Below are 18767 nucleotides of genomic sequence, written 5' to 3'. Positions count from 1 at the left end.
CACGAAAATTAAAATCATAGAGGGAATTCAACGATGTATTTCATGAAAAAAGGATACCCAACTAATGTCAGGTATCCTCCTCATATCTTTTTACCTTTAATGTCGCAGCCTCTTAACACTCTCTGCGATATCATCTGCCAGACTGATCGCTGAAATTACCGCTACTCCATCTGCTCCTGCCTCCAGCACCCTGGCAGCATTCAGTGCAGTAATGCCTCCAATACCTACGATCGGGATATCCAAATCTTGTGCCCTCATCGACTCAATTACCTCCGGTCCCTGCACCGCATATGCATCCTCCTTGGAATTCGTAGGATAAATTGGTCCAACCCCGATGTAATCAGCCCCTTGGTCTTGTGCTAATCTCGCTTCTTCCAACGTATGAGCAGAAACACCGAGAATTTTATCTCCGATTCGTTCTCTTACCTTAGAAGCTTCTTCATCCTCTTGCCCAATATGCACACCGTCCGCTCCGATCGCAAGCGCCAAATCTACATCATCATTAACGATGAAGGGAACACCTTGTTTCCGGCACAGTTGCTGCAAATGAAGAGCAAGTTTCATCCCCTCTACTCCACTCATAGATCCAGGCCCTTTCTCCCGAAACTGGAACAGGGTAATTCCGCCTAGAAGCGCTTCAGTTAACGTGCTTTCCGGAGATTTCTTACAATTTTGGCTTCCCATCACAAAATACACCTGAAGCAATACCTTCATACGGCTGCTTGAAATTCGAGTCACACAATCACTCCTTTGAGCTTCGCGTATGCCCAGTGATTCGTAGGACCATGGCCGCTTCCAATACCCAGCGTATCGGTAAGGGCCGCTTGCACGAATCCTCTCGCGATCGATGCCGCTTCTCTCATCTCTGTTCCCTTAGCTAGCTGCGCCGTAAGTGCTGCTGCAAACGTACAGCCCGTCCCATGAGAATGAACAGTATCCACTCGTCTTCCCGAAAGCTCGGTGAAAGAGGTACCGTCATATAAAATATCCGTTATCATATCGTTCACTGCATCATGCCCGCCTTTGATGACCACATTAGCCGCCCCCAGATCGTGTAATCGTCTAGCAGCTTCCTTCCGATCCGCTATGGTTCGAATCTCCATTCTCGTCATGACCTCTGCTTCCGGAATGTTTGGCGTAACGACCAGCGCAAATGGAAGCAAATGCAAGATTAGAGCTTCCACTGCTTCCGACTTCAGCAGAGAGGTTCCTCCTTTGGCAATCATGACAGGATCTATAACCAGCTTATCCACATGGTACCTGCTAATTCTTTCCGCTACCGCTTCAATGATTTCACTGCTAAACAGCATCCCTGTCTTCACAGCGTCCGGTCTCAAGTCAGAAAATACGGAATCGATCTGCTCCACTACAAAACGGGCAGGCAGAGGATGAACTCCCTGTACCCCAAGCGTATTTTGCGCAGTGACTGCAGTAATCGCCGACATGCCAAAGGCATCCAGCTCTTGAAAGGTCTTGAGGTCAGCCTGAATGCCGGCTCCTCCTCCGCTGTCTGATCCTGCAATCGTTAATGCTTTTATAACGGTCATTCTAGATCTCCCCCTTACTGAACAAAGAGTGGATATCCAAGACCGTTACATATTCTTCAAAAGAAGAAGGAGTAAGATTCGATAATTCATCGAGAAAAGCAATCTGAAAACTACCCGGTCCCGCCTGTCCTTTGTCCTCTGCTGCCCGCAGCGCTGCGGCTCCATAAAAGCCAAGCCCCGCTGTGCCTGCTTCCATTATGGAAGGTTCAACAGCCAAAAAAGCTCCGATGACCGAGGTAAGCAAACACCCTGCCCCCGTCACACGCGTTAATAGAGAATGACCGGACTTTACAACATATCCCGCATCTCCATCCGTAATCACATCTTCTGGTCCGGATACAATGACGGCGGTTCCAAGCGTACGTGCGGCGCGTATGGCTAACTGCGCTCTTTCTAATGTCTCAGTTTGACCTGCGTCCACCCCTTTAACGGTCATAAATTCACCAATCAGGCGACTGATCTCTCCTGCGTTGCCTCGAATCAACGTTACATTCACCTCGTGGATAATACGAAGAGCCGCATCCGTACGATAAGATGTTGCTCCCACACCTACTGGATCAAGTAATACAGGGATTTCATAAGCATTTGCAGCTTTGCCAGCCACGATCATGGCGTTTAAAAGTTCCGTAGTTAAGGTACCAATGTTGAGTACCAGTGCACGAGCATTTTGGACCATATCGGCCACTTCTGCCTCCGCATAGGCCATAACCGGAGATGCGCCAAGTGAAAGCAGTCCGTTAGCCGTAAAGTTCGTGACTACCGTATTTGTCATGTTATGAATTAGAGGCTGTTCTTCATGAATGAGGGTAATGAGGGGCGGAAGTTTGTTTATATTCAACATGTTTCATCAGACCTTTCTTTCTCGAGATAAGGGAGTCTGATCTAATGCCATTGACGGTGAAAAGATAGATAACTGAGGAATGGGATAAGACCCACATGATAAGAAGAATCATGATTTTTTATGCAGAATGCACAAAAAAACGCATGCGAATGCATGCGTAAATATACATGTTCGCTCCCTACGCTGGCATTATCCATGGCAGGTTCCACCGGTCAACAACAGATTAGTTGTACTCTCAGCTTGCTTCCGCAGGCTCCCGTTCTACGATTTAGTTTTTAGTATCCCTTCCAGTTTACACCAGGTTATTGTCATGGGCAACCAAGGTTTGACATTTCATTTGTTGCCGCGGCTTAAAAAGAAACTGTACACATTATTAGATAAGGGAGGTGTCTGCAATTGTTTTAGATAATAATACGAAAGGTCAATGCACCGTGCTGGTAAGAGGCAAACGAATCCAGATTGCTCATAAAAGGTTACAGAAATATGATAAACTAAATGAAATGATAATTCAGTAAGAGAGGTTCTACATGAACACACGCTCCATGAATGATCCGCTGATCTGCCCTTTATGCCGTAAACCTAATCACTGTGCTTATGCTGCGGGAAGACCTGCCGAAGAGTGCTGGTGTATGAATCTATCTGTCCCCAAACGACTGCTTTCGCAAATTCCAGACGAACAGAGAGGCAAATCTTGTGTATGCGAAGCCTGTGTAAGAGCGTTTAAGACAGACTCCTGAAATTAAAAAGCACCCTAAAGATTGGACACTCGTTGCAGATGTCTACTCTTGCAGGGTGCTTTTTTAAAATTAGCTATGTAAATTGGCTTATGCCTGAAATACTTTATCCGTAACATGATCAGAGCTTGGGAGCTTACGTGTGGTCTTATCAAACAACCAGTACAGACCAATTAATAACACAAAAAGTCCGCTTACCCCAATAATCATTTCACTTCCAAACACTTCTCCTAAGATACCTCCGCATAACGATCCAATAGGCGCTGCAATACCGCTGAGGCTGTAGGATGCAGAGAATACTCTGCCTAATAGATGCTGAGGGATTCCTTTTTGGATATAAGAATTGATCAGAATATTGGTCACTCCGCCGGGAACCCAAGACAAACCGTATATGATCATCATCATCCAGATATTTGGGCTGAGCACACTAAGGGTCCACAATATACCGCTCACCGAAAACGCGACGGCATAGATAAGACCCATACCGATTTGCTCCAACTTCAAAAAAGGAGCAATCAAGGCTCCAAACATACTTCCCATCGCTTGCGCCATTAGTAAAAGTCCATACAATTCGGGTCCCCCATGTAATTTACTAAACGCAGGCAAAACCACAAACGTGGCTCCCCCGACCAAGTTAATGAGGATCATCCCCCAAAGAAGTCTTGAGAAAGATTTGCCTAATAGAATGTGGATCCCTTCTAAGAGTTCTGTTCTATACTGCTTTAATATCACTGATATTTTTTCCTTTTCAACTGGGTGACTCTGTTTAATTTGCTGCTTATGCTTCGGAATTCGGAGGAAGGAGAATAAAATAGCGCTGATTATAAATAGGACAGAATCCAGTAAGTAAATGGAGACAGCTCCTACAATCACGATGAGTACACCGGATACTGCATTACAGAAGGTATCGATCCCTTGACCTGCAAAGGTGAAATAGGAGTTCGCTTTGGTGAGATCTTTTTTATGGACGAAAGAAGGTAAAGATGACATTTGTGCGGGGTATATGAGTGTATTGAAGATCGATATAATGGGTGAAATGATAAGAACAAGGACAACATTCAGCTGACCCAAATAACTTGCTGCCGGAATAATCAATAGTAGAAAAGCTTGGATGAGCTGAGTATGGATGAGCAGATGCCGTATCGATATCCGGTCTATGATCGGTCCGCTGAAAAATTGAATAAACCTGGGTATTAGCGAGAGGAAGCCAGCAAGCCCTGTATAAAAAGTAGAGCCGCCAAGCTCCGATACCAGCCACATTGCCGCTACAGCGTAGATGGAATCTCCTACATTTGTGACAAGCCTTCCAAAGAACATAAATAGAAAATTCCGATTCAAGAACAGATTCATAGATGAATCACTCACCCTTTCCTTTCTTGCTTAGGCTCTACCGATATGATCTTGATTCCAATACTAAATTCTTGTGTATCTTCGTTCCTCTCGGCTATAGACTTGTTAACCCAACGTTCCAGAAAGGATCTGAATTCACTCGTCATTTCTTCTTTTTGCGCTTCAGTCAACTCCATTCGGATGCTTAATTTGGTCGCATCTGCGGATTCATATTGATCACTGAGTACGGGATCAATGATCTCCACTCCCTCCGTGTTAAACCATTTCGACTTGGATTGGTAATACTTTTCGGTAACCCCCCCGTTCTTTTTCTCCTCGACAATTTCAAGTAAACCGCCATCGTACAGTTTTTTGATGTGGTAGTGAACATTTCCGCCAGATTCGCCAAGAAGATCAGCGACTTGTTTTGAGGTTTTCGGAGAATCGAGCAAATACTTCATAATTTTCACTCGCAGCGCACTGCTTAATAATTTGGATTGTTGAACGGAAATATTCAGCATTTCCTCATTCATAAATGAGTTCCCCTTTATCAATCTGTTTTTACAGATCATCGATCTGTAATTTTAGACTATCACTCCAAAATGGAATTGTAAACCATTTTTGGAGTGATTCACTTTTATTCCAAGGTTTTTTACCTTCTCCCTCAAAGATGGAAAACTACCTTCCTAAATAATTGTGACTTTTCACACTTTTAATCTATCTCTAAACCTTTACCATAGAATTATAAATTAGGTTACTCACGAGTAACCTAATTATCTATTTATGATTCAGCTCATTTAACCTTAGGAGGTACATACTGATGAATCATCCTTATGAAAAGCTATTTACTCCATTCCACATTGGAAGCATGGAGGTAAAAAATCGTATCGTGATGTCGCCCATGGGAACAAATTCAGCAAACCCTGATGGGCGAATCTCGATTGATGAAATTGATTACTATGAGGAACGTGCCAAAGGCGGAGCAGGAATGATTATCCTTGGCGCGCAGTTCTTGACAGAAGATCTGGCTCAGGGTGTATTGGAAGGCATCGTTGAAAAGGACTATGTCGTTCCACTTCTTACTGACCTTGTTGATTCTGTACAGCAATACGGCACTAAAATTATCGCTCAGTTAAGCTGCGGTACAGGGCGGAATGCACTTCCGGATCGTTTTGGTAAACCTCCGGTATCTGCATCGGCTATTCCGGCTGTCTACAATCCCGAGGTGCTCTGCCATCCACTTACTGTGGAGGAAATTCAAACGATTCTGGATCAATTTACAGATTCAGCAGCCAGACTTAAACGAGCAGGATTTGATGGCATCGAAATTCACGCTCATGCAGGTTATCTGATCGACCAGTTCATGTCCGAAGTTTGGAACAAGCGCGAGGACGAATACGGAGGCACTACAGAAAAACGGATGCGATTTGCAGTCGAGATTGTACAAGCCATTCGTAAAGCTATTGGTCCAACCATGCCTATTCTGTTCCGGATCGCAATGGATCATCGTTTTGAAGGTGGTCGTACAGTAGAGGAAAGCCTAGAAATACTGCAAATTCTCGAACGTGCCGGTGTAGATGCCATTGATATAGATGCTGGTTCCTATGAGAAAATCGATTATATTTTCCCACCAGCTTATCTGGGTGATGCTTGTATGGAATACATTTGCGAACCTGCTCGCAAAGCAGTTCAAATTCCAATCCTGAACTCGGGCAGCCATACACCTGAGAGTGCAGTTCGGTTAATTGAGTCTGGAGTCGCTGATTTCGTTATGTTTGGTCGAGCTCTAATAGCGGATCCTGAACTCCCAAACAAGTTGCGCTATAATATGCGTGAAGATATTCGCCCTTGTATTCGCTGTAACGAAGAATGTATAGGTCGCATTATTGAACGGAATACCAAAATCAGCTGTGCAGTTAACATACAGGCTGCGAACGAGAAACGCTTCGCAATTCTACCAGCACAGACCCCTAAAAAGGTTGTCGTTGTAGGTGGAGGTCCTTCTGGACTTGAAGCAGCTCGTGTAGCTGCCTTAAAAGGACATGAAGTTACTTTGTATGAAAAAGAAGCCACCATCGGTGGGCAGGTGACAAGTGCAGCTACTCCTGAGTTCAAAGGACAACTACGGGCGCTAATTGACTGGTACGAGAGACAATTAAGCCAGCTTCATGTAAACGTTCAGGTTAACTATGAGGTCAAACCAGATGACACAGCACTTGAAACAGCCGATCATATTTTCATTGGAGCAGGTGCCGTACCTATCACCCCTCCAATCCCTGGTATTGATGGCGAACACGTCATTGAAGCAATTGAAGCCCATTTACATAAAGAACGTGTGCTAGGCGAAAATATTGTCATTACAGGTGGTGGTTTAACAGGTTGTGATTTGGGCCTTGAACTGGCTATGGAGGGCAAAAAGGTAACGATCGTCGAAATGCGACCAGAAGCGGGACAAGATGTGATGTATATTAATAAAGCAGCCTTAATGCCCATGCTTGAAAGTTATGGAGTCACTATTCTTGCTGGTCATAAGGTTCTCTCTTTTGAAGAGAGTGGCCTGCATGCTGAGAAATCAGATGGTTCCAAGGTATACATTCAGGCCGATACGATCATTAATGCTTTTGGTATGAAGAAGAATACAACAATAGCAGAGCTTATCCGAAACAGATATAGTCATAAAACCAACCTCATTGGAGACTGTGTTAAAATTGGCAAAGTCGGGACTGCCGTTCGTTCAGGATTTTATGCAGCAAATGCAATCTAATCATACTCAAATGAAGCCGGACCCCAATAACACAAGGAGTCCGGCTTTTTAATAACTTTTCTGTATTACATGTTTTAATAAATCCCGTCATAATAAAGTATATTACTATACGTAATTGTTAGTTCCTATGATGTACGTCTAAGATTCCGTAGAAAAAAAGATCCTGTGTTCGTCGCGCCAGCTGTAAAGGACTTTCACGACCGGACAGCAGTTGGGTAAGTGTTAAACGTTCAACGATCCCCAGTAGACATTCTGCTGTAAAAACAGTATCTAGATCATGTCGATAATATCCAGATTGTTGCTCTTGAATCAAGTTCTGTTCCATCAGTCCGGCAATCTCAGCCTTGATTTCTGTAGACGCCGACGATTGAAACAAGCCTATTGTTGTTAATGCGGGATTTGCTGCGAGGTACGTATATATCTCTTCCAATGACTTAACAACCGCTTCCTTGAGATCCGCCCTATTCTTACCCGGTAGAATGTGGCCATTACGTACTACCTGACTCAATCCTTTCCTAAAATCTTCCACTAGTTCAGCAAAGGCAGCCTCCTTGCTTTCAAAGTACAAATAGAATGCAGGCTGTGTCACCCCTGCCCGAGCAACAATATTACTGACTTTGGTTTGATGAAATCCGTTCGATGCAAACTCCTCAGCTGCAGCCTCCAGCAGGCGCAGTCTGCTCTCTTTACCAGTAACCCCTTGCCTTTTCCTTTTACTCAAATCAAAACCGAACTCCTTCCTCCTAAAAACATTCTCTTATTCATCTTAACTTCTTCTATTTTAGATTATAACTGATGTGTAAGTAACTTTTGATTTTCGCTTTATTTATAGATATTATTCCTTCTCTATTGCAAATTAATATACTAACATTCCTGCTATCAGACACAGCAATTTCCTCGTTTATACTAATCTACAAGTAAAATATGTTATTAATCATAGATAAATAACTAGATTCAGAGTCAAATGTATGTTTGGCTAGTCCCTTTTTGCTACAAGTCACATATTAATAAACTACAGATAGACTTGAAGGACCAATGGAGGGGAACATTCGAAATTGATTCTTTTAATCTATCAAATCTTAAGTAAGAGGAAGGGGAAATAAATAATGACGAAAAAGGGACAAAGTATGAGAGGTTTATTAGGTAAAGTAGTAAAGATTAACCGAGGCGGACCAGAATCATTTGAAGGAACATTAGTAAAGGTAAGTTCAGACTATATGGTTATTCGCAGCAAAGAAGGCTTCATTTATGTGAATGAAGCCCATGTTAAGAGTGTAACTGAAGCAGGACATTCCCACCGTGAAAACGGACTAAAGCAGAAACTTATTCATTCCAATGATTTTCATGGAGTATTAAAATCCTTACGTCTTAAGCGCGTGCAGATCAATCAGGGGGGACCAGAGAAATTAGAAGGGGTACTCGTAAGTGTGTCTCATAATCGATTGATCATCATCTTAAAAAACAACGAAATTGTTCGAGTTTTTATCCATCATGTTAAAACAATCTCTGTTCATGTTCATGGCCATAATAACGAAAACCAGGAAAATAAAGATAATCAATCTAAGGACAACAAGTCGAATGACAATAAATCAAAAGATAACAAATCGAATGACAACCAAACGAGAGGCAACCAGTCTGGAGCAAGAAACAGCAACTCCAGAGGTAAACAATCCGGTGGCAATCAGTCCCGGGGTGCTCAAGCCCAAGGAAATCGGAGTGCAAAGAAAACTGCAAAATAAGATAAAGAAATAAGTTAAAAGTTAATTTTCAATCAAACTAAAGGGGGGAATCATCATGTTGATATTTATAGCAATCATTCTTACTGGCGTGCCTCTATACTTTATTGTCCTTCCCAAGAGATATACGCCGTCCGAAGAAGCACCCTTGCAGCTGACTCAAGGAATTCTTCCCTTAGGAGGTGAATCCCAATAGAATGCTTGATTATCAGCTTTGGCTGACCTTTGGTGTATTCATCACTACGGTGATCTTCTTAATGTGGCGTCCACGCGGAATGAATGAATCGATTCCAACCTCTTTGGGCGCCCTTCTTCTTATCATCACTGGGGTAACCAGTTATACCAACATCATTGACATTTTTGGTATTGTCTCAGGTGCTGCCGTAACCATTCTATCTACCATCGTCATGTCCATTATCCTAGATAGTATCGGTTTCTTTCGCTGGATCGCTATCAACATAATCGATAAGGCAAAGGGGTCCGGTGTTACATTATTTTGGCTTATCATCTTACTTTGTTTTCTGATGACCATATTTTTCAACAATGACGGTAGTATATTGATCACAACCCCCATTATTATTCGCATCTGCTCTATGCTTCGTTTGAAATTGCATCAAAAACTTCCTTATCTACTCTCTGGGGCATTAATTGCAACGGCTTCAAGCGCTCCGATCGGGTTAAGTAATTTAGCAAATCTGATTGCACTAAAGATGGTGGGACTGAACTTAAACACGTACACACTCATGATGTTTGTCCCTTCTATGCTGGGTATTCTAAGTATTATGTTATTACTCTATTATTACTTCCGCAAAAATATCCCTAAAAAGATTCATCATTTCCCTAACCAGTCCTCTTCTCCAAACTATCATCCATTACAGACACCACCTGATGAAGACGAAAAGGTGGATTGGTGGTTATTCCGGGTCTGCATTAGCATCGTCGTTTTCATTCGCGGAGGTTTTTTTCTAGCCGAGAGTGTAGGTATCCCCATGGAGATCGTTGCAATCACTGGCGTTGTTCTCTTGTTATCCGTTAGATATTACCGCACTCGTCAAGGACTGCGAGATGTGTTTACACAGACGCCTTGGCATATCTTATTGTTTGCACTCAGCATCTATGTAATTGTGGACAGCCTGCATCGGGCTGGTATCACTGAATCGTTAATTGATCTATTAAAGCCGATTGCTGAAATGGGAGATGCTGCTTTGATTCTATCATCCGGCATTTTGCTTACCCTCCTATCTAATCTAGTAAACAATCTACCTTCCGTGATGATTGGAACTTTTGTAGTTACAGATCTCGGCCTAACCGATCACCAACTCCACCTAGCTTATCTTGCTAATATTTTAGGAAGTGATATTGGAGCATTGCTGACACCAATCGGAACCCTCGCAACACTGATCTGGATGTACATTTTAAAAACTCACCATATTCGAATCTCTTGGAAACAGTATATGAAAGTCACGTTTATTGTGATACCCATTAGTCTAATCATCAGCCTAATCTCCCTATATATTTGGACATTAATTTGGTTTTGAGAGGAGGTAAACCATGCAGCTGATTACATCTTGGTTAGGCAAACAAGCAGAATTCGTACTTTCCGGTTGTAAGAACTCAATTCAAGGAGAAATAATTGATATTGGAAATGATATTGTAGTCGTCTATGAAAATTATCGTTATATTTATATACCAATTCATCACTTGCAGCAGATAAGACTTACTCCCAATCGAAGTAATATGGCCGACAGCACGCCTCCTGACCCTGCCATTGATCATAGTAAAATTTCGTATCGTAAAATACTCATGAATTCAAGAGGTATCTTTAGTGAAGTATCTCTCGGCGATCAATCAATACATGGATATGTCACTGCGATTATGAACGATTACTTTGTATTTTTCTCCCCCCTCCACCACTCCGTGTATATATCTGTAAAGCACCTAAAATATATCGTACCCTACCCGGTAAATACGACGCCATTCTCTCTGAGACACGATCATTTTCCTGTACAACCTGCTGCTATATCACTATCTAGGACACTGGATCAACAGCTTCTTAAACTGGAAGGACAACTTGTTACTCTGAATCTTGGAGCGAAACCGTACCGAGCCGGATTACTAAAGAGTGTGGAAGGTAATCTGCTCGAATTGGTAGAGGCCGAAGGCGCATCCCTGATGATGCACACGGACCATATCCAAGCGATTCATGTACCTTAATCCGTATAAAAACACAAGAAGACCTTACTGAGGATCTAATCCTCGAAAGGTCTTCTTTCCCTATTATTATTTGTATAATGGTTTGAATCAATTTCATAGTTCCTTTAGCTGCTTAAATCAGGACAATATATACCTTAAAAAATGGAGCTACTTCTTCTCCCACACTAACTCAAGCTTTGTTTGGTCTGATCCCTGGATATATATTTTATGTAGATCTTTATATTCATTTTTAATGTTGAGATGGAATTCTCCACTGGATTTTTGGAGGCTGAGTAGACTTCCTTGGATCTGTACATAAAGGGTATGATCACGGTAATCTACTTTGTACCCTTTGTACAGGCTGGCACTATCTATAATTCCTCCTGTTAAAGATATAGATTGCTCAGATACCTTGCTTTCCGATATATAAATAATTTCTGGATTGACTACACTAAAGCTCGGTAACAACATGATTCCAATAATGACGATAAAAAAGCCAATGATCATTCCTATCCTCATCATAACGCTCTTCAAGAAATATTCACCCCATTCTTTTCGAATAAAGTCTACCCTGTCAATCAGGAAGAAGCAATGCTCTTTACAATATGCTTCACCGAGTTCATAAAAAAACGGTATCCGCATAAAGCGAATACCGTAGTTACTGCAAAAGCAGTTATGAATTACATTGGAAAATGATAAAGGTCTTGAAAACTATTGTCCGATACTGCGAACAAGTTCAACGACTTGTTCTGCGGTTTGCATATCCAGCGCTTTTGCTGCAAGTTCTTTCATTTCTGCTTGAGACAGCTTCGTCAGCTGACTGCGTGCAGGAAGAATAGAAGTTGCGCTCATGCTGAATTCATCAAGGCCGAGACCGAGAAGAAGCGGAATAGCTGTTGTATCTCCTGCCATCTCACCGCACATTCCTGTCCATTTACCTTCACGATGCGATGCATCAATGACCATTTTGATCAAGCGAAGAATGGATGGGTTATATGGTTGATACAAGTAAGATACACGCTCATTCATGCGGTCTGCTGCCATTGTGTACTGAATCAGATCGTTTGTTCCGATACTGAAGAAGTCCACTTCTTTTGCAAATTGATCCGCTAATACCGCAGTTGAAGGAATCTCAACCATGATACCGAGCTGAATGTTATCTGCAACTTCGATACCTTCCTTCACAAGCTTCTCCTTCTCTTCAAGAAGAACAGCTTTTGCTTCACGGAATTCACCCAGTGTTGCGATCATCGGGAACATGATTTTCAGGTTCCCATGGACACTCGCCCGCAGCAATGCGCGTAGCTGCGTACGGAAGATATCCTGACGATCAAGGCACAGGCGAATTGCACGGAAGCCAAGGAAAGGATTCATTTCTTTTGGTAGATCAAGGTATGGAAGTTCTTTATCGCCACCGATATCAAGTGTACGAACCACAACTGGTTTGCCTTCCATTTTTTCAAGAACCGTTTTGTATGCATTGTATTGTACATCCTCGGAAGGAAGCTTATCGCGTCCCATATAGAGGAATTCTGTACGATACAAACCTACACCTTCTCCGCCGTTATCAAGCACGCCTGCTACATCATTAGGAGTACCGATGTTCGCAGCAAGCTCAACATGAACGCCATCAACAGTTACAGTCGGCTCGTCGCGAAGTTTTCTCCACTCTTCAACCTGAGCAGCGTAAGCAGCTTGTTTTGATCTATATTCTTCAACCACGGAATCTTCCGGGTTAACAAGAACATGTCCATCTAATCCATCTACGATGATCAGATCGCCGCTTTTAGCTTGTGTAAGAATGTCTTTTGTTCCTACTACTGCAGGAATTTCTAGAGATCTCGCCATAATTGCAGAGTGAGAAGTACGTCCTCCAATGTTCGTTGCAAAACCAAGAACATATTTACGGTTGAGCTGTGCTGTATCCGAAGGAGTTAGATCTTCTGCAAGAACAATCACTTCTTCATCGATCTCTGCTGGATTTGCGACTTTAAGACCAAGCAAGTGACCAAGCACACGCTTCGTAACGTCACGCATATCTGCAGCACGTTCTTGAAGATAAGCACTCTTCATATTTTCAAACATTTGAATAAATGTAGTTGCTGTTTCATCCAAAGCAAACTCAGCGTTTACTTTTTCATCAGCAATTTTGGATTTTACTGGATCAATTAGTTCAGGGTCATCCAAGATCAAAAGATGAGATGCAAAGATCTCTGCTTTTTTCTCTCCAAGTTCCTGTAACGTTTTTTCTTTGATTGCCTCGAGTTCGGCTCTGGATTTATCCAAAGCCGACTCCAGTTTAGCAATCTCTGCGTCTACGTCGTTAATCGAGCGTTTTTCTACAGAGTAATCAGGGTGCTCCAAGATAAACGCTCGGGCAATGGCGATACCAGCCGAAGCAGCAATCCCGGAAACATTAGGCATTAATTTCGCCCAACCCTTCGTTAACCATAACATCAGTCAAAGCTTGAAGTGCTTCTGCTTCGCCTTCGCCGTTAACGATGATGCTGATTTCATCACCTTTTTCAAGACCTAGAGAAAGTACTCCCAAGATGGATTTCAAAGTTACTTTTTTACCTTTTGCTTCTGCGAAAGATTCTGCACCTTTGAATTTATTAGCTGTGTTTACCAGCGCTGTAGCTGGACGTGCATGGATACCGTCTTCGTCTGTAATTCTGAATGATTGTTGCATATGGATTCATCCCACTTTCTGTTATTTTAGTTTGGATTTCATTTCAACCATAAAATCACGTAATACATAATACCTTTTTTTTAATGGTTGTGAACCTCAAAATTATTAATGAATTGTGATAATTTTTTCTTCTCCAGCCTTTTGCACTCCTGATTTTTCCAACTTAACCATAGAACCTTCAGGCAGATTAGAGAAAATTACCGGGGAAATAATAGATGGAGCATGTGCTTTCACATATTCCACGTCTACTTCCATAATGGGTTGACCAGCGGATACAAGATCGCCTTCTTCAACCAACACTTTGAACCCTTGTCCTTTGAGTTTAACCGTGTTAACCCCAATATGAACAAGTACTTCTTTTCCACCATCGGACAAAATGCCGATTGCGTGCTTACTAGGGAATACATTAAACACTTTTCCGTTAACCGGAGAATGAATCGTATTCTCATGTGGCAGGAAGGCAAAACCATCACCTGTCATTTTCTCAGAGAAAACAGGGTCAGGTACTTGCGTAATGTCCAGAAGTTCACCATTAGCAGGCATTACAATTTGCTCAGGAATAATTGCTTCACCAGACTCACCTTGAGCTTGTTCTACCTCTGGTTCTGGATCAACTTCCGGTGCCGCAGGAGCACGGCCATCCATAATATCTTTCATTTGCGACTTGATTGTGTCTGAACGTGTACCGAAAATAGCTTGTACATTATTACCCACTTCAAGAACACCCGAAGCGCCTAAAACTTTTAGACGATTCTTATCAACTGTCGATTTATCTTTAACTTCAATACGAAGTCTGGTGATACATGCATCCAGGTGTTTAATATTATCCGAACCGCCAAATGCTTTCAAGATTTGATGAGGCAATTCGTCTTTAGAACCTGTACTTGTCGAACCTGTTTCAATGACTTTTTCTTCTCGGCCCGGTGTTTTGAGATTGAATTTCGTAATAACAAAACGGAAACCGAAGTAATATATTACCGCAAATGCAAGACCCACGACAATAACTAGATACCATGGCGTACGGTTAGGAATAACCCCGAACAAGATGTAGTCAATTAAACCTCCCGAGAATGTCATACCTATTTTAACGCCCAGAATTTGCATTACCATAAAGGACAGACCAGCAAATACTGCATGGACTGCAAACAAAAGCGGTGCAACAAACAAGAAAGAGAATTCAAGCGGTTCTGTAATCCCTGTTAGAAACGCGGTAAGAGCACCGGATACCATCAGGGAACCAACCACTTTTTTGTTCTCTGGTTTAGCTGTGTGGTAGATCGCCAGTGCCGCTGCAGGAAGTCCGAACATCATGAACGGATATTTACCGGTAGTAAACGTACCTGCTGTGAATTCAACTCCATCACGAAGTTGAGCCATGAATATACGCTGGTCACCACGTACCACTTCACCTGCTTGGTTGATATATTCTCCAAATTCAAACCAGAACGGAGAATAGAAAATATGATGAAGACCAAAAGGAATCAGCGAGCGTTCAATGGTACCGAAAATAAACGCTGACAGTGTCTCGTTCGAACTAATCATGCTCTGAGACACAAAGTTTAATCCATTTTGAATCGGCGGCCATACGAGCGTAAGAGCCAATCCTATTATTAATGAAAACGCAGCTGTAGCAATAGGTACAAATCGCTTACCTGCAAAGAATCCCAAATACGACGGAAGTTCGATTTTGAAAAACCTATTGTACATCGCCGCAGCCAAGACCCCGATTATAATACCACCAAATACCCCAGTCTGTAAGGTAGGTATACCTAGTACACTAGCATAAGCAGCACCTTGTTGTGATAATACATAATCGTTTACACCCAGTACTGTTCCCATCGTTACATTCATGATGAGATAACCAATAATTGCTGCGAGTCCGGCAACCCCGTCTCCACCAGCAAGTCCTACCGCAACCCCAACTGCAAACAGTAAGGATAAGTTATCGAATACAATTTGCCCTGAGTTCATAAGAACGTTGGCAATCACTTGTACCCAATGTGCTTCAAGGACAGGTACGTATTGCAGAAAGTCTGGATTGACTAACAAGTTACCAATCCCTAGAAGCAAACCGGCAGCCGGCAAGATCGCTACCGGAAGCATGACCGCTTTACCGACACGCTGCAACACGCCGAAAAGCTTTTTGAACATTTTCGTCACTCCTTCTGTAGAATCCACACAGTGTTAATTGAAAACGCAAAAAAGCATGAGTTAATAGAGTATTCTTGTTCGACCTATGGGTTATCTTACCCCAATATAGTCTTCATCAATCATACTTTTCTCAACTCATGCCTGATCGTATCAGTAACACGTTGTAAGTATTAAGTTGTTAAGCCTTTCAAGGACTACATAATAGCACCATCAACAAAAGATTGCAAGCCTTTTCAATAAAAAAATTCATTTTGTTGTTTCCTGCTCTTTTTTTTGAGATAGCCGCTGCAAATGCAACGCAAGATAGCTGACTTCTGCTGCATACACCGCATGCTTCATACGCTTCTCCATAATTTTGGTTAACGTCCATGAAAGGGAATACATTTCTGGATATTCTTTACTTAGAAGAGAATCCAGTTTTTGAACCTCTGCTACTTCTTCTCCGCGCTTGATGCGTTCAATTGCAAACCTTAAATGTGTAACCAGCCTAGAATAATCTAAGGATTGCCGAGGAATTCGATAATCAAGTTTATCCTCCACGACAGCTACAAGATCGGCAATTAATTTAGAATGTTGCTGCACTTCGCTTAAGTTCTGATTCGTCATTGCACTATAGATATGGAGAGCGACGAACCCTATTTCTTCTTCTCCTAAATCTACACCAAGTCGTTCCTTGATCAGATTTATGGCATAAGATGCTAAACGGTATTCCATTGGATAAATTTCCTTCGTCTCATACAAAAAGGGATTGTGCAATACAATACCTTGTTCCATCCGTTTCAGTGCAAATGCAATATGATCCGTTAAAGCGATGTGAATATGCTCATTTAACTTCACATTACTCTCACTTGTTATATATAAAATAATATCGTTTACTGTCTCAATTAAATTTTCACTCACTCGCGGAATGAGCTGTTTGTATTGCTCTTGTTCTTCCTGATTGGTTAAAATAAACATTTTTTCTACCGTTTGGAGCGGGATAACATCTCCAGACTTGCGATGAAAACCAATCCCCTTACCGATAACAACAACTTCTTCGTGTTCTGGATGGGTTCCAATAATAACGTTATTGTTCAGTACTTTTGCCACTTTCAGGTTCACTTTAGCACCTCTTTTGCCCCATAATTCTTGTAACATCCGCGCAGTAAATTTAGATAAGGCATACTGCTAAAAGTAACAAATTATGAGGCAGAGGTCAAATGTAGATCATGTTAAACAAGGCTAATCATACAGGTAATTCTTTAAATAGAATCTTTAGTCGCTGCAACTTCAGCAGGAATGGTAATTTTCTCTATAGCTGCCGGTTCTTCTTTACTTAGTTTTTTAGTAAAACCTTGGATAAGTTGCTCTACGTCGATGCCGGATACACTCTTAAGCATTTCCGGTGCGGTCGCCATCAGTTCTGTCACATAATTACTTACGCGTGCAGCCCCCTCACCTTTACCTGTATCTACCACTGTTAACTTATCAATAGAAGAGATTGGTTCTGCAATTTTACCGGCAAGTTCAGGCAGCATTTTCACGATAATATCGAGTACCGCTGCTTCTCCAAATTTTTGGAAGGCTTCGGCCAATTTTTCTTTTGCTTCGGCTTCTGCTAAACCGCGCAGACGAATAACTTCTGCATCTGCTGTACCTTTTGCGAGTTCTGCATCCGCCATCGCTTGACCTTCGAGCCTTTTTTGCTCTGAAGTAGCTTTTGCCTGAGTTTCGATCGAATACTGAAGTGCATCTGCTTCACGCATTCTTTTCGCTTTATCCGCTTCTGCTGCCTGTTCAACCGCATAACGGTCGGCTTCTGCCTTTTTCTTCACTTCTGCATCGTATTGTTTCTCACGAACCATAATTTCTTTGGCTTGCAGATCAATTTCACGTTCTTTACGAACGAGTTCTACTTTCATTTGTTCCTCAACCATCGTCTGTTTTGCACGTGCTTCTTGGATATGATAAGCCTGATCCGCTTCTGCTTTTGCTGTATCTTGATCTTTCTTAAAGGAAGCGACTTTCAATTCTTTTTCTTTAGCAGCTTCTGCAATGTTCGTATCTCTTAAAAGTTCTGCTTTTTGTCCTTGCTCTTCTGCATTTGCTTTTTGAATCCTAGCATCCCGCACTGCTTCTGCTTCAGCAATTTCGGCATCCCTTTTCACCATAGCAATACGCGGTTTACCGAGCGCATCCAAATAACCATGTTTGTCACGTACATCTTTAATCGTAAATGATACAATGCTAAGCCCCATTTTTTTGAGGTCTCTTGCCGCTACCCCTTGCACTTCTTGAGCAAAGCGATCCCGGTTACGGTACACTTCTTCTACTGTCATGGTACCGAGAATAGCACGCAGATGTCCTTCAAGCACTTCCTGTGCCTCACCTCTTAGGGCTTCTACTGGTTTCCCGATGAACTGCTCTGCTGCAGTGGCTACGTCTTCGACTGAACTTCCTACTTTGATAATAGCTACCCCATCCGCAATAACCGGAACTCCTTGCTCTGTATATACTTCTGGAGTCATTACATCAAGCTTGTGAGATAATAAAGAGATGAATTCGGATTGCTGGAAGACCGGCCATATAAACGTACCGCCGCCTCTAACAATTTTAATTTTTCGTCCACTGTCATCATCTGCGATGTGTTTATTCCCTAAGAAAGAACCTGTTACGATCATGGCCTCATCCGGCCCAACTGTTTTGTACCTCGCCCAAAAAGCAATACCTAATACGAGAATCACACCTACAACAATAGCAGGAACTACGAACACATCTGGCATACTCATCTCTCCTTATTA

18 protein-coding genes are annotated in these 18767 nt (G+C 42.2%); 6 read left to right on the top strand and 12 right to left on the bottom strand.

From position 1 onward, the window contains the following. Positions 1-96 precede the first annotated feature (96 nt). The 3 genes from thiE to thiM are packed head-to-tail and all read right to left on the bottom strand — an operon-like array spanning position 97 to position 2388. Positions 97-738, bottom strand: coding sequence for a thiamine phosphate synthase (thiE, locus tag GQY27_RS11705; RefSeq protein WP_160034524.1), 642 nt, complete (start codon positions 736-738; stop codon positions 97-99). Then, entirely contained in the window at positions 735-1547 is an 813-nt protein-coding gene (gene thiD / locus GQY27_RS11700) for a bifunctional hydroxymethylpyrimidine kinase/phosphomethylpyrimidine kinase (protein WP_160034522.1), read from the bottom strand. Before thiD ends, thiE begins: the two co-directional genes overlap by 4 nt. Position 1548: 1 nt before the next feature. After that, positions 1549-2388, bottom strand: a complete 840-nt coding sequence (gene thiM / locus GQY27_RS11695; protein ID WP_160034520.1) for a hydroxyethylthiazole kinase — start codon at positions 2386-2388, stop codon at positions 1549-1551. Positions 2389-2915: 527 nt separating this feature from the next. Between thiM and GQY27_RS11690 the strand changes: the two genes are divergently transcribed. Next, entirely contained in the window at positions 2916-3125 is a 210-nt protein-coding gene (locus tag GQY27_RS11690) for a cysteine-rich CWC family protein (protein ID WP_160034518.1), read from the top strand. A gap of 87 nt (positions 3126-3212) precedes the next feature. On the opposite strand, the gene GQY27_RS11685 is transcribed toward GQY27_RS11690, so the two are convergent. Beyond that, a complete protein-coding gene (locus GQY27_RS11685) occupies positions 3213-4472 on the bottom strand; it encodes an MFS transporter (protein WP_160034516.1) in 1260 nt (419 codons plus the stop codon). A gap of 11 nt (positions 4473-4483) precedes the next feature. Next, positions 4484-4984, bottom strand: a complete 501-nt coding sequence (locus tag GQY27_RS11680; protein WP_160034514.1) for a winged helix-turn-helix domain-containing protein — start codon at positions 4982-4984, stop codon at positions 4484-4486. A 287-nt stretch (positions 4985-5271) separates the two neighbouring features. Here GQY27_RS11680 and GQY27_RS11675 point away from each other — a divergent pair, with 287 nt between their 5' ends. Beyond that, a complete protein-coding gene (locus GQY27_RS11675) occupies positions 5272-7215 on the top strand; it encodes an NAD(P)/FAD-dependent oxidoreductase (RefSeq protein ID WP_160034512.1) in 1944 nt (647 codons plus the stop codon). 118 nt (positions 7216-7333) lie between these two features. Here the strand turns inward: GQY27_RS11675 and GQY27_RS11670 are convergent, their stop codons facing one another. After that, the gene (locus GQY27_RS11670) at positions 7334-7936 is read right to left on the bottom strand and encodes a TetR/AcrR family transcriptional regulator (RefSeq protein ID WP_160034510.1); all 603 of its coding nucleotides are present in this window, start codon (positions 7934-7936) and stop codon (positions 7334-7336) included. 385 nt (positions 7937-8321) lie between these two features. Between GQY27_RS11670 and GQY27_RS11665 the strand changes: the two genes are divergently transcribed. From GQY27_RS11665 to GQY27_RS11650, 4 genes are read left to right on the top strand one after another with little or no spacing between them, the layout of a single operon-like run. After that, entirely contained in the window at positions 8322-8954 is a 633-nt protein-coding gene (locus tag GQY27_RS11665) for a hypothetical protein (protein WP_160034508.1), read from the top strand. A 55-nt stretch (positions 8955-9009) separates the two neighbouring features. Then, entirely contained in the window at positions 9010-9147 is a 138-nt protein-coding gene (locus tag GQY27_RS11660; protein ID WP_160034506.1) for a hypothetical protein, read from the top strand. 1 nt (position 9148) lies between these two features. Then, complete coding sequence (locus GQY27_RS11655) at positions 9149-10489, top strand: arsenic transporter (protein WP_160034504.1); 1341 nt, start codon at positions 9149-9151, stop codon at positions 10487-10489. A gap of 13 nt (positions 10490-10502) precedes the next feature. Continuing rightward, positions 10503-11165 carry a YwrJ family protein gene (locus GQY27_RS11650; RefSeq protein WP_160034502.1) on the top strand — a complete coding sequence of 221 codons (663 nt, stop codon included), beginning with the start codon at positions 10503-10505 and terminating at the stop codon, positions 11163-11165. A gap of 147 nt (positions 11166-11312) precedes the next feature. On the opposite strand, the gene GQY27_RS11645 is transcribed toward GQY27_RS11650, so the two are convergent. The 6 genes from GQY27_RS11645 to floT form a co-directional block, all read right to left on the bottom strand. After that, positions 11313-11651: a hypothetical protein gene (locus tag GQY27_RS11645; RefSeq protein ID WP_160034500.1), complete on the bottom strand. Its 339-nt coding sequence runs from the start codon at positions 11649-11651 to the stop codon at positions 11313-11315. Positions 11652-11855: 204 nt separating this feature from the next. Further along, positions 11856-13568 (bottom strand): phosphoenolpyruvate--protein phosphotransferase, encoded by a 1713-nt coding sequence (ptsP, locus tag GQY27_RS11640; protein WP_160034498.1) that lies wholly within the window; start codon positions 13566-13568, stop codon positions 11856-11858. Then, a complete protein-coding gene (locus GQY27_RS11635) occupies positions 13561-13836 on the bottom strand; it encodes an HPr family phosphocarrier protein (RefSeq protein WP_160034496.1) in 276 nt (91 codons plus the stop codon). Before GQY27_RS11635 ends, ptsP begins: the two co-directional genes overlap by 8 nt. Before the next feature lie 105 nt (positions 13837-13941). Then, positions 13942-15987 carry a glucose-specific PTS transporter subunit IIBC gene (gene ptsG, locus GQY27_RS11630; RefSeq protein ID WP_160034494.1) on the bottom strand — a complete coding sequence of 682 codons (2046 nt, stop codon included), beginning with the start codon at positions 15985-15987 and terminating at the stop codon, positions 13942-13944. Positions 15988-16233: 246 nt separating this feature from the next. Continuing rightward, positions 16234-17088 (bottom strand): glucose PTS transporter transcription antiterminator GlcT, encoded by an 855-nt coding sequence (gene glcT / locus GQY27_RS11625; RefSeq protein WP_236570567.1) that lies wholly within the window; start codon positions 17086-17088, stop codon positions 16234-16236. Between the two features lie 140 nt (positions 17089-17228). Next, positions 17229-18749 (bottom strand): flotillin lipid rafts scaffold protein FloT, encoded by a 1521-nt coding sequence (gene floT, locus GQY27_RS11620; RefSeq protein ID WP_160034490.1) that lies wholly within the window; start codon positions 18747-18749, stop codon positions 17229-17231. Between the last annotated feature and the right edge of the window lie 18 nt (positions 18750-18767).

Source organism: Paenibacillus sp. An7 (assembly GCF_009870785.1).
GTDB lineage: Bacteria > Bacillota > Bacilli > Paenibacillales > Paenibacillaceae > Paenibacillus.
The sequence above is the reverse complement of the archived record's forward strand: the minus strand, read 5'-3'. Positions and strand labels throughout refer to the sequence as shown.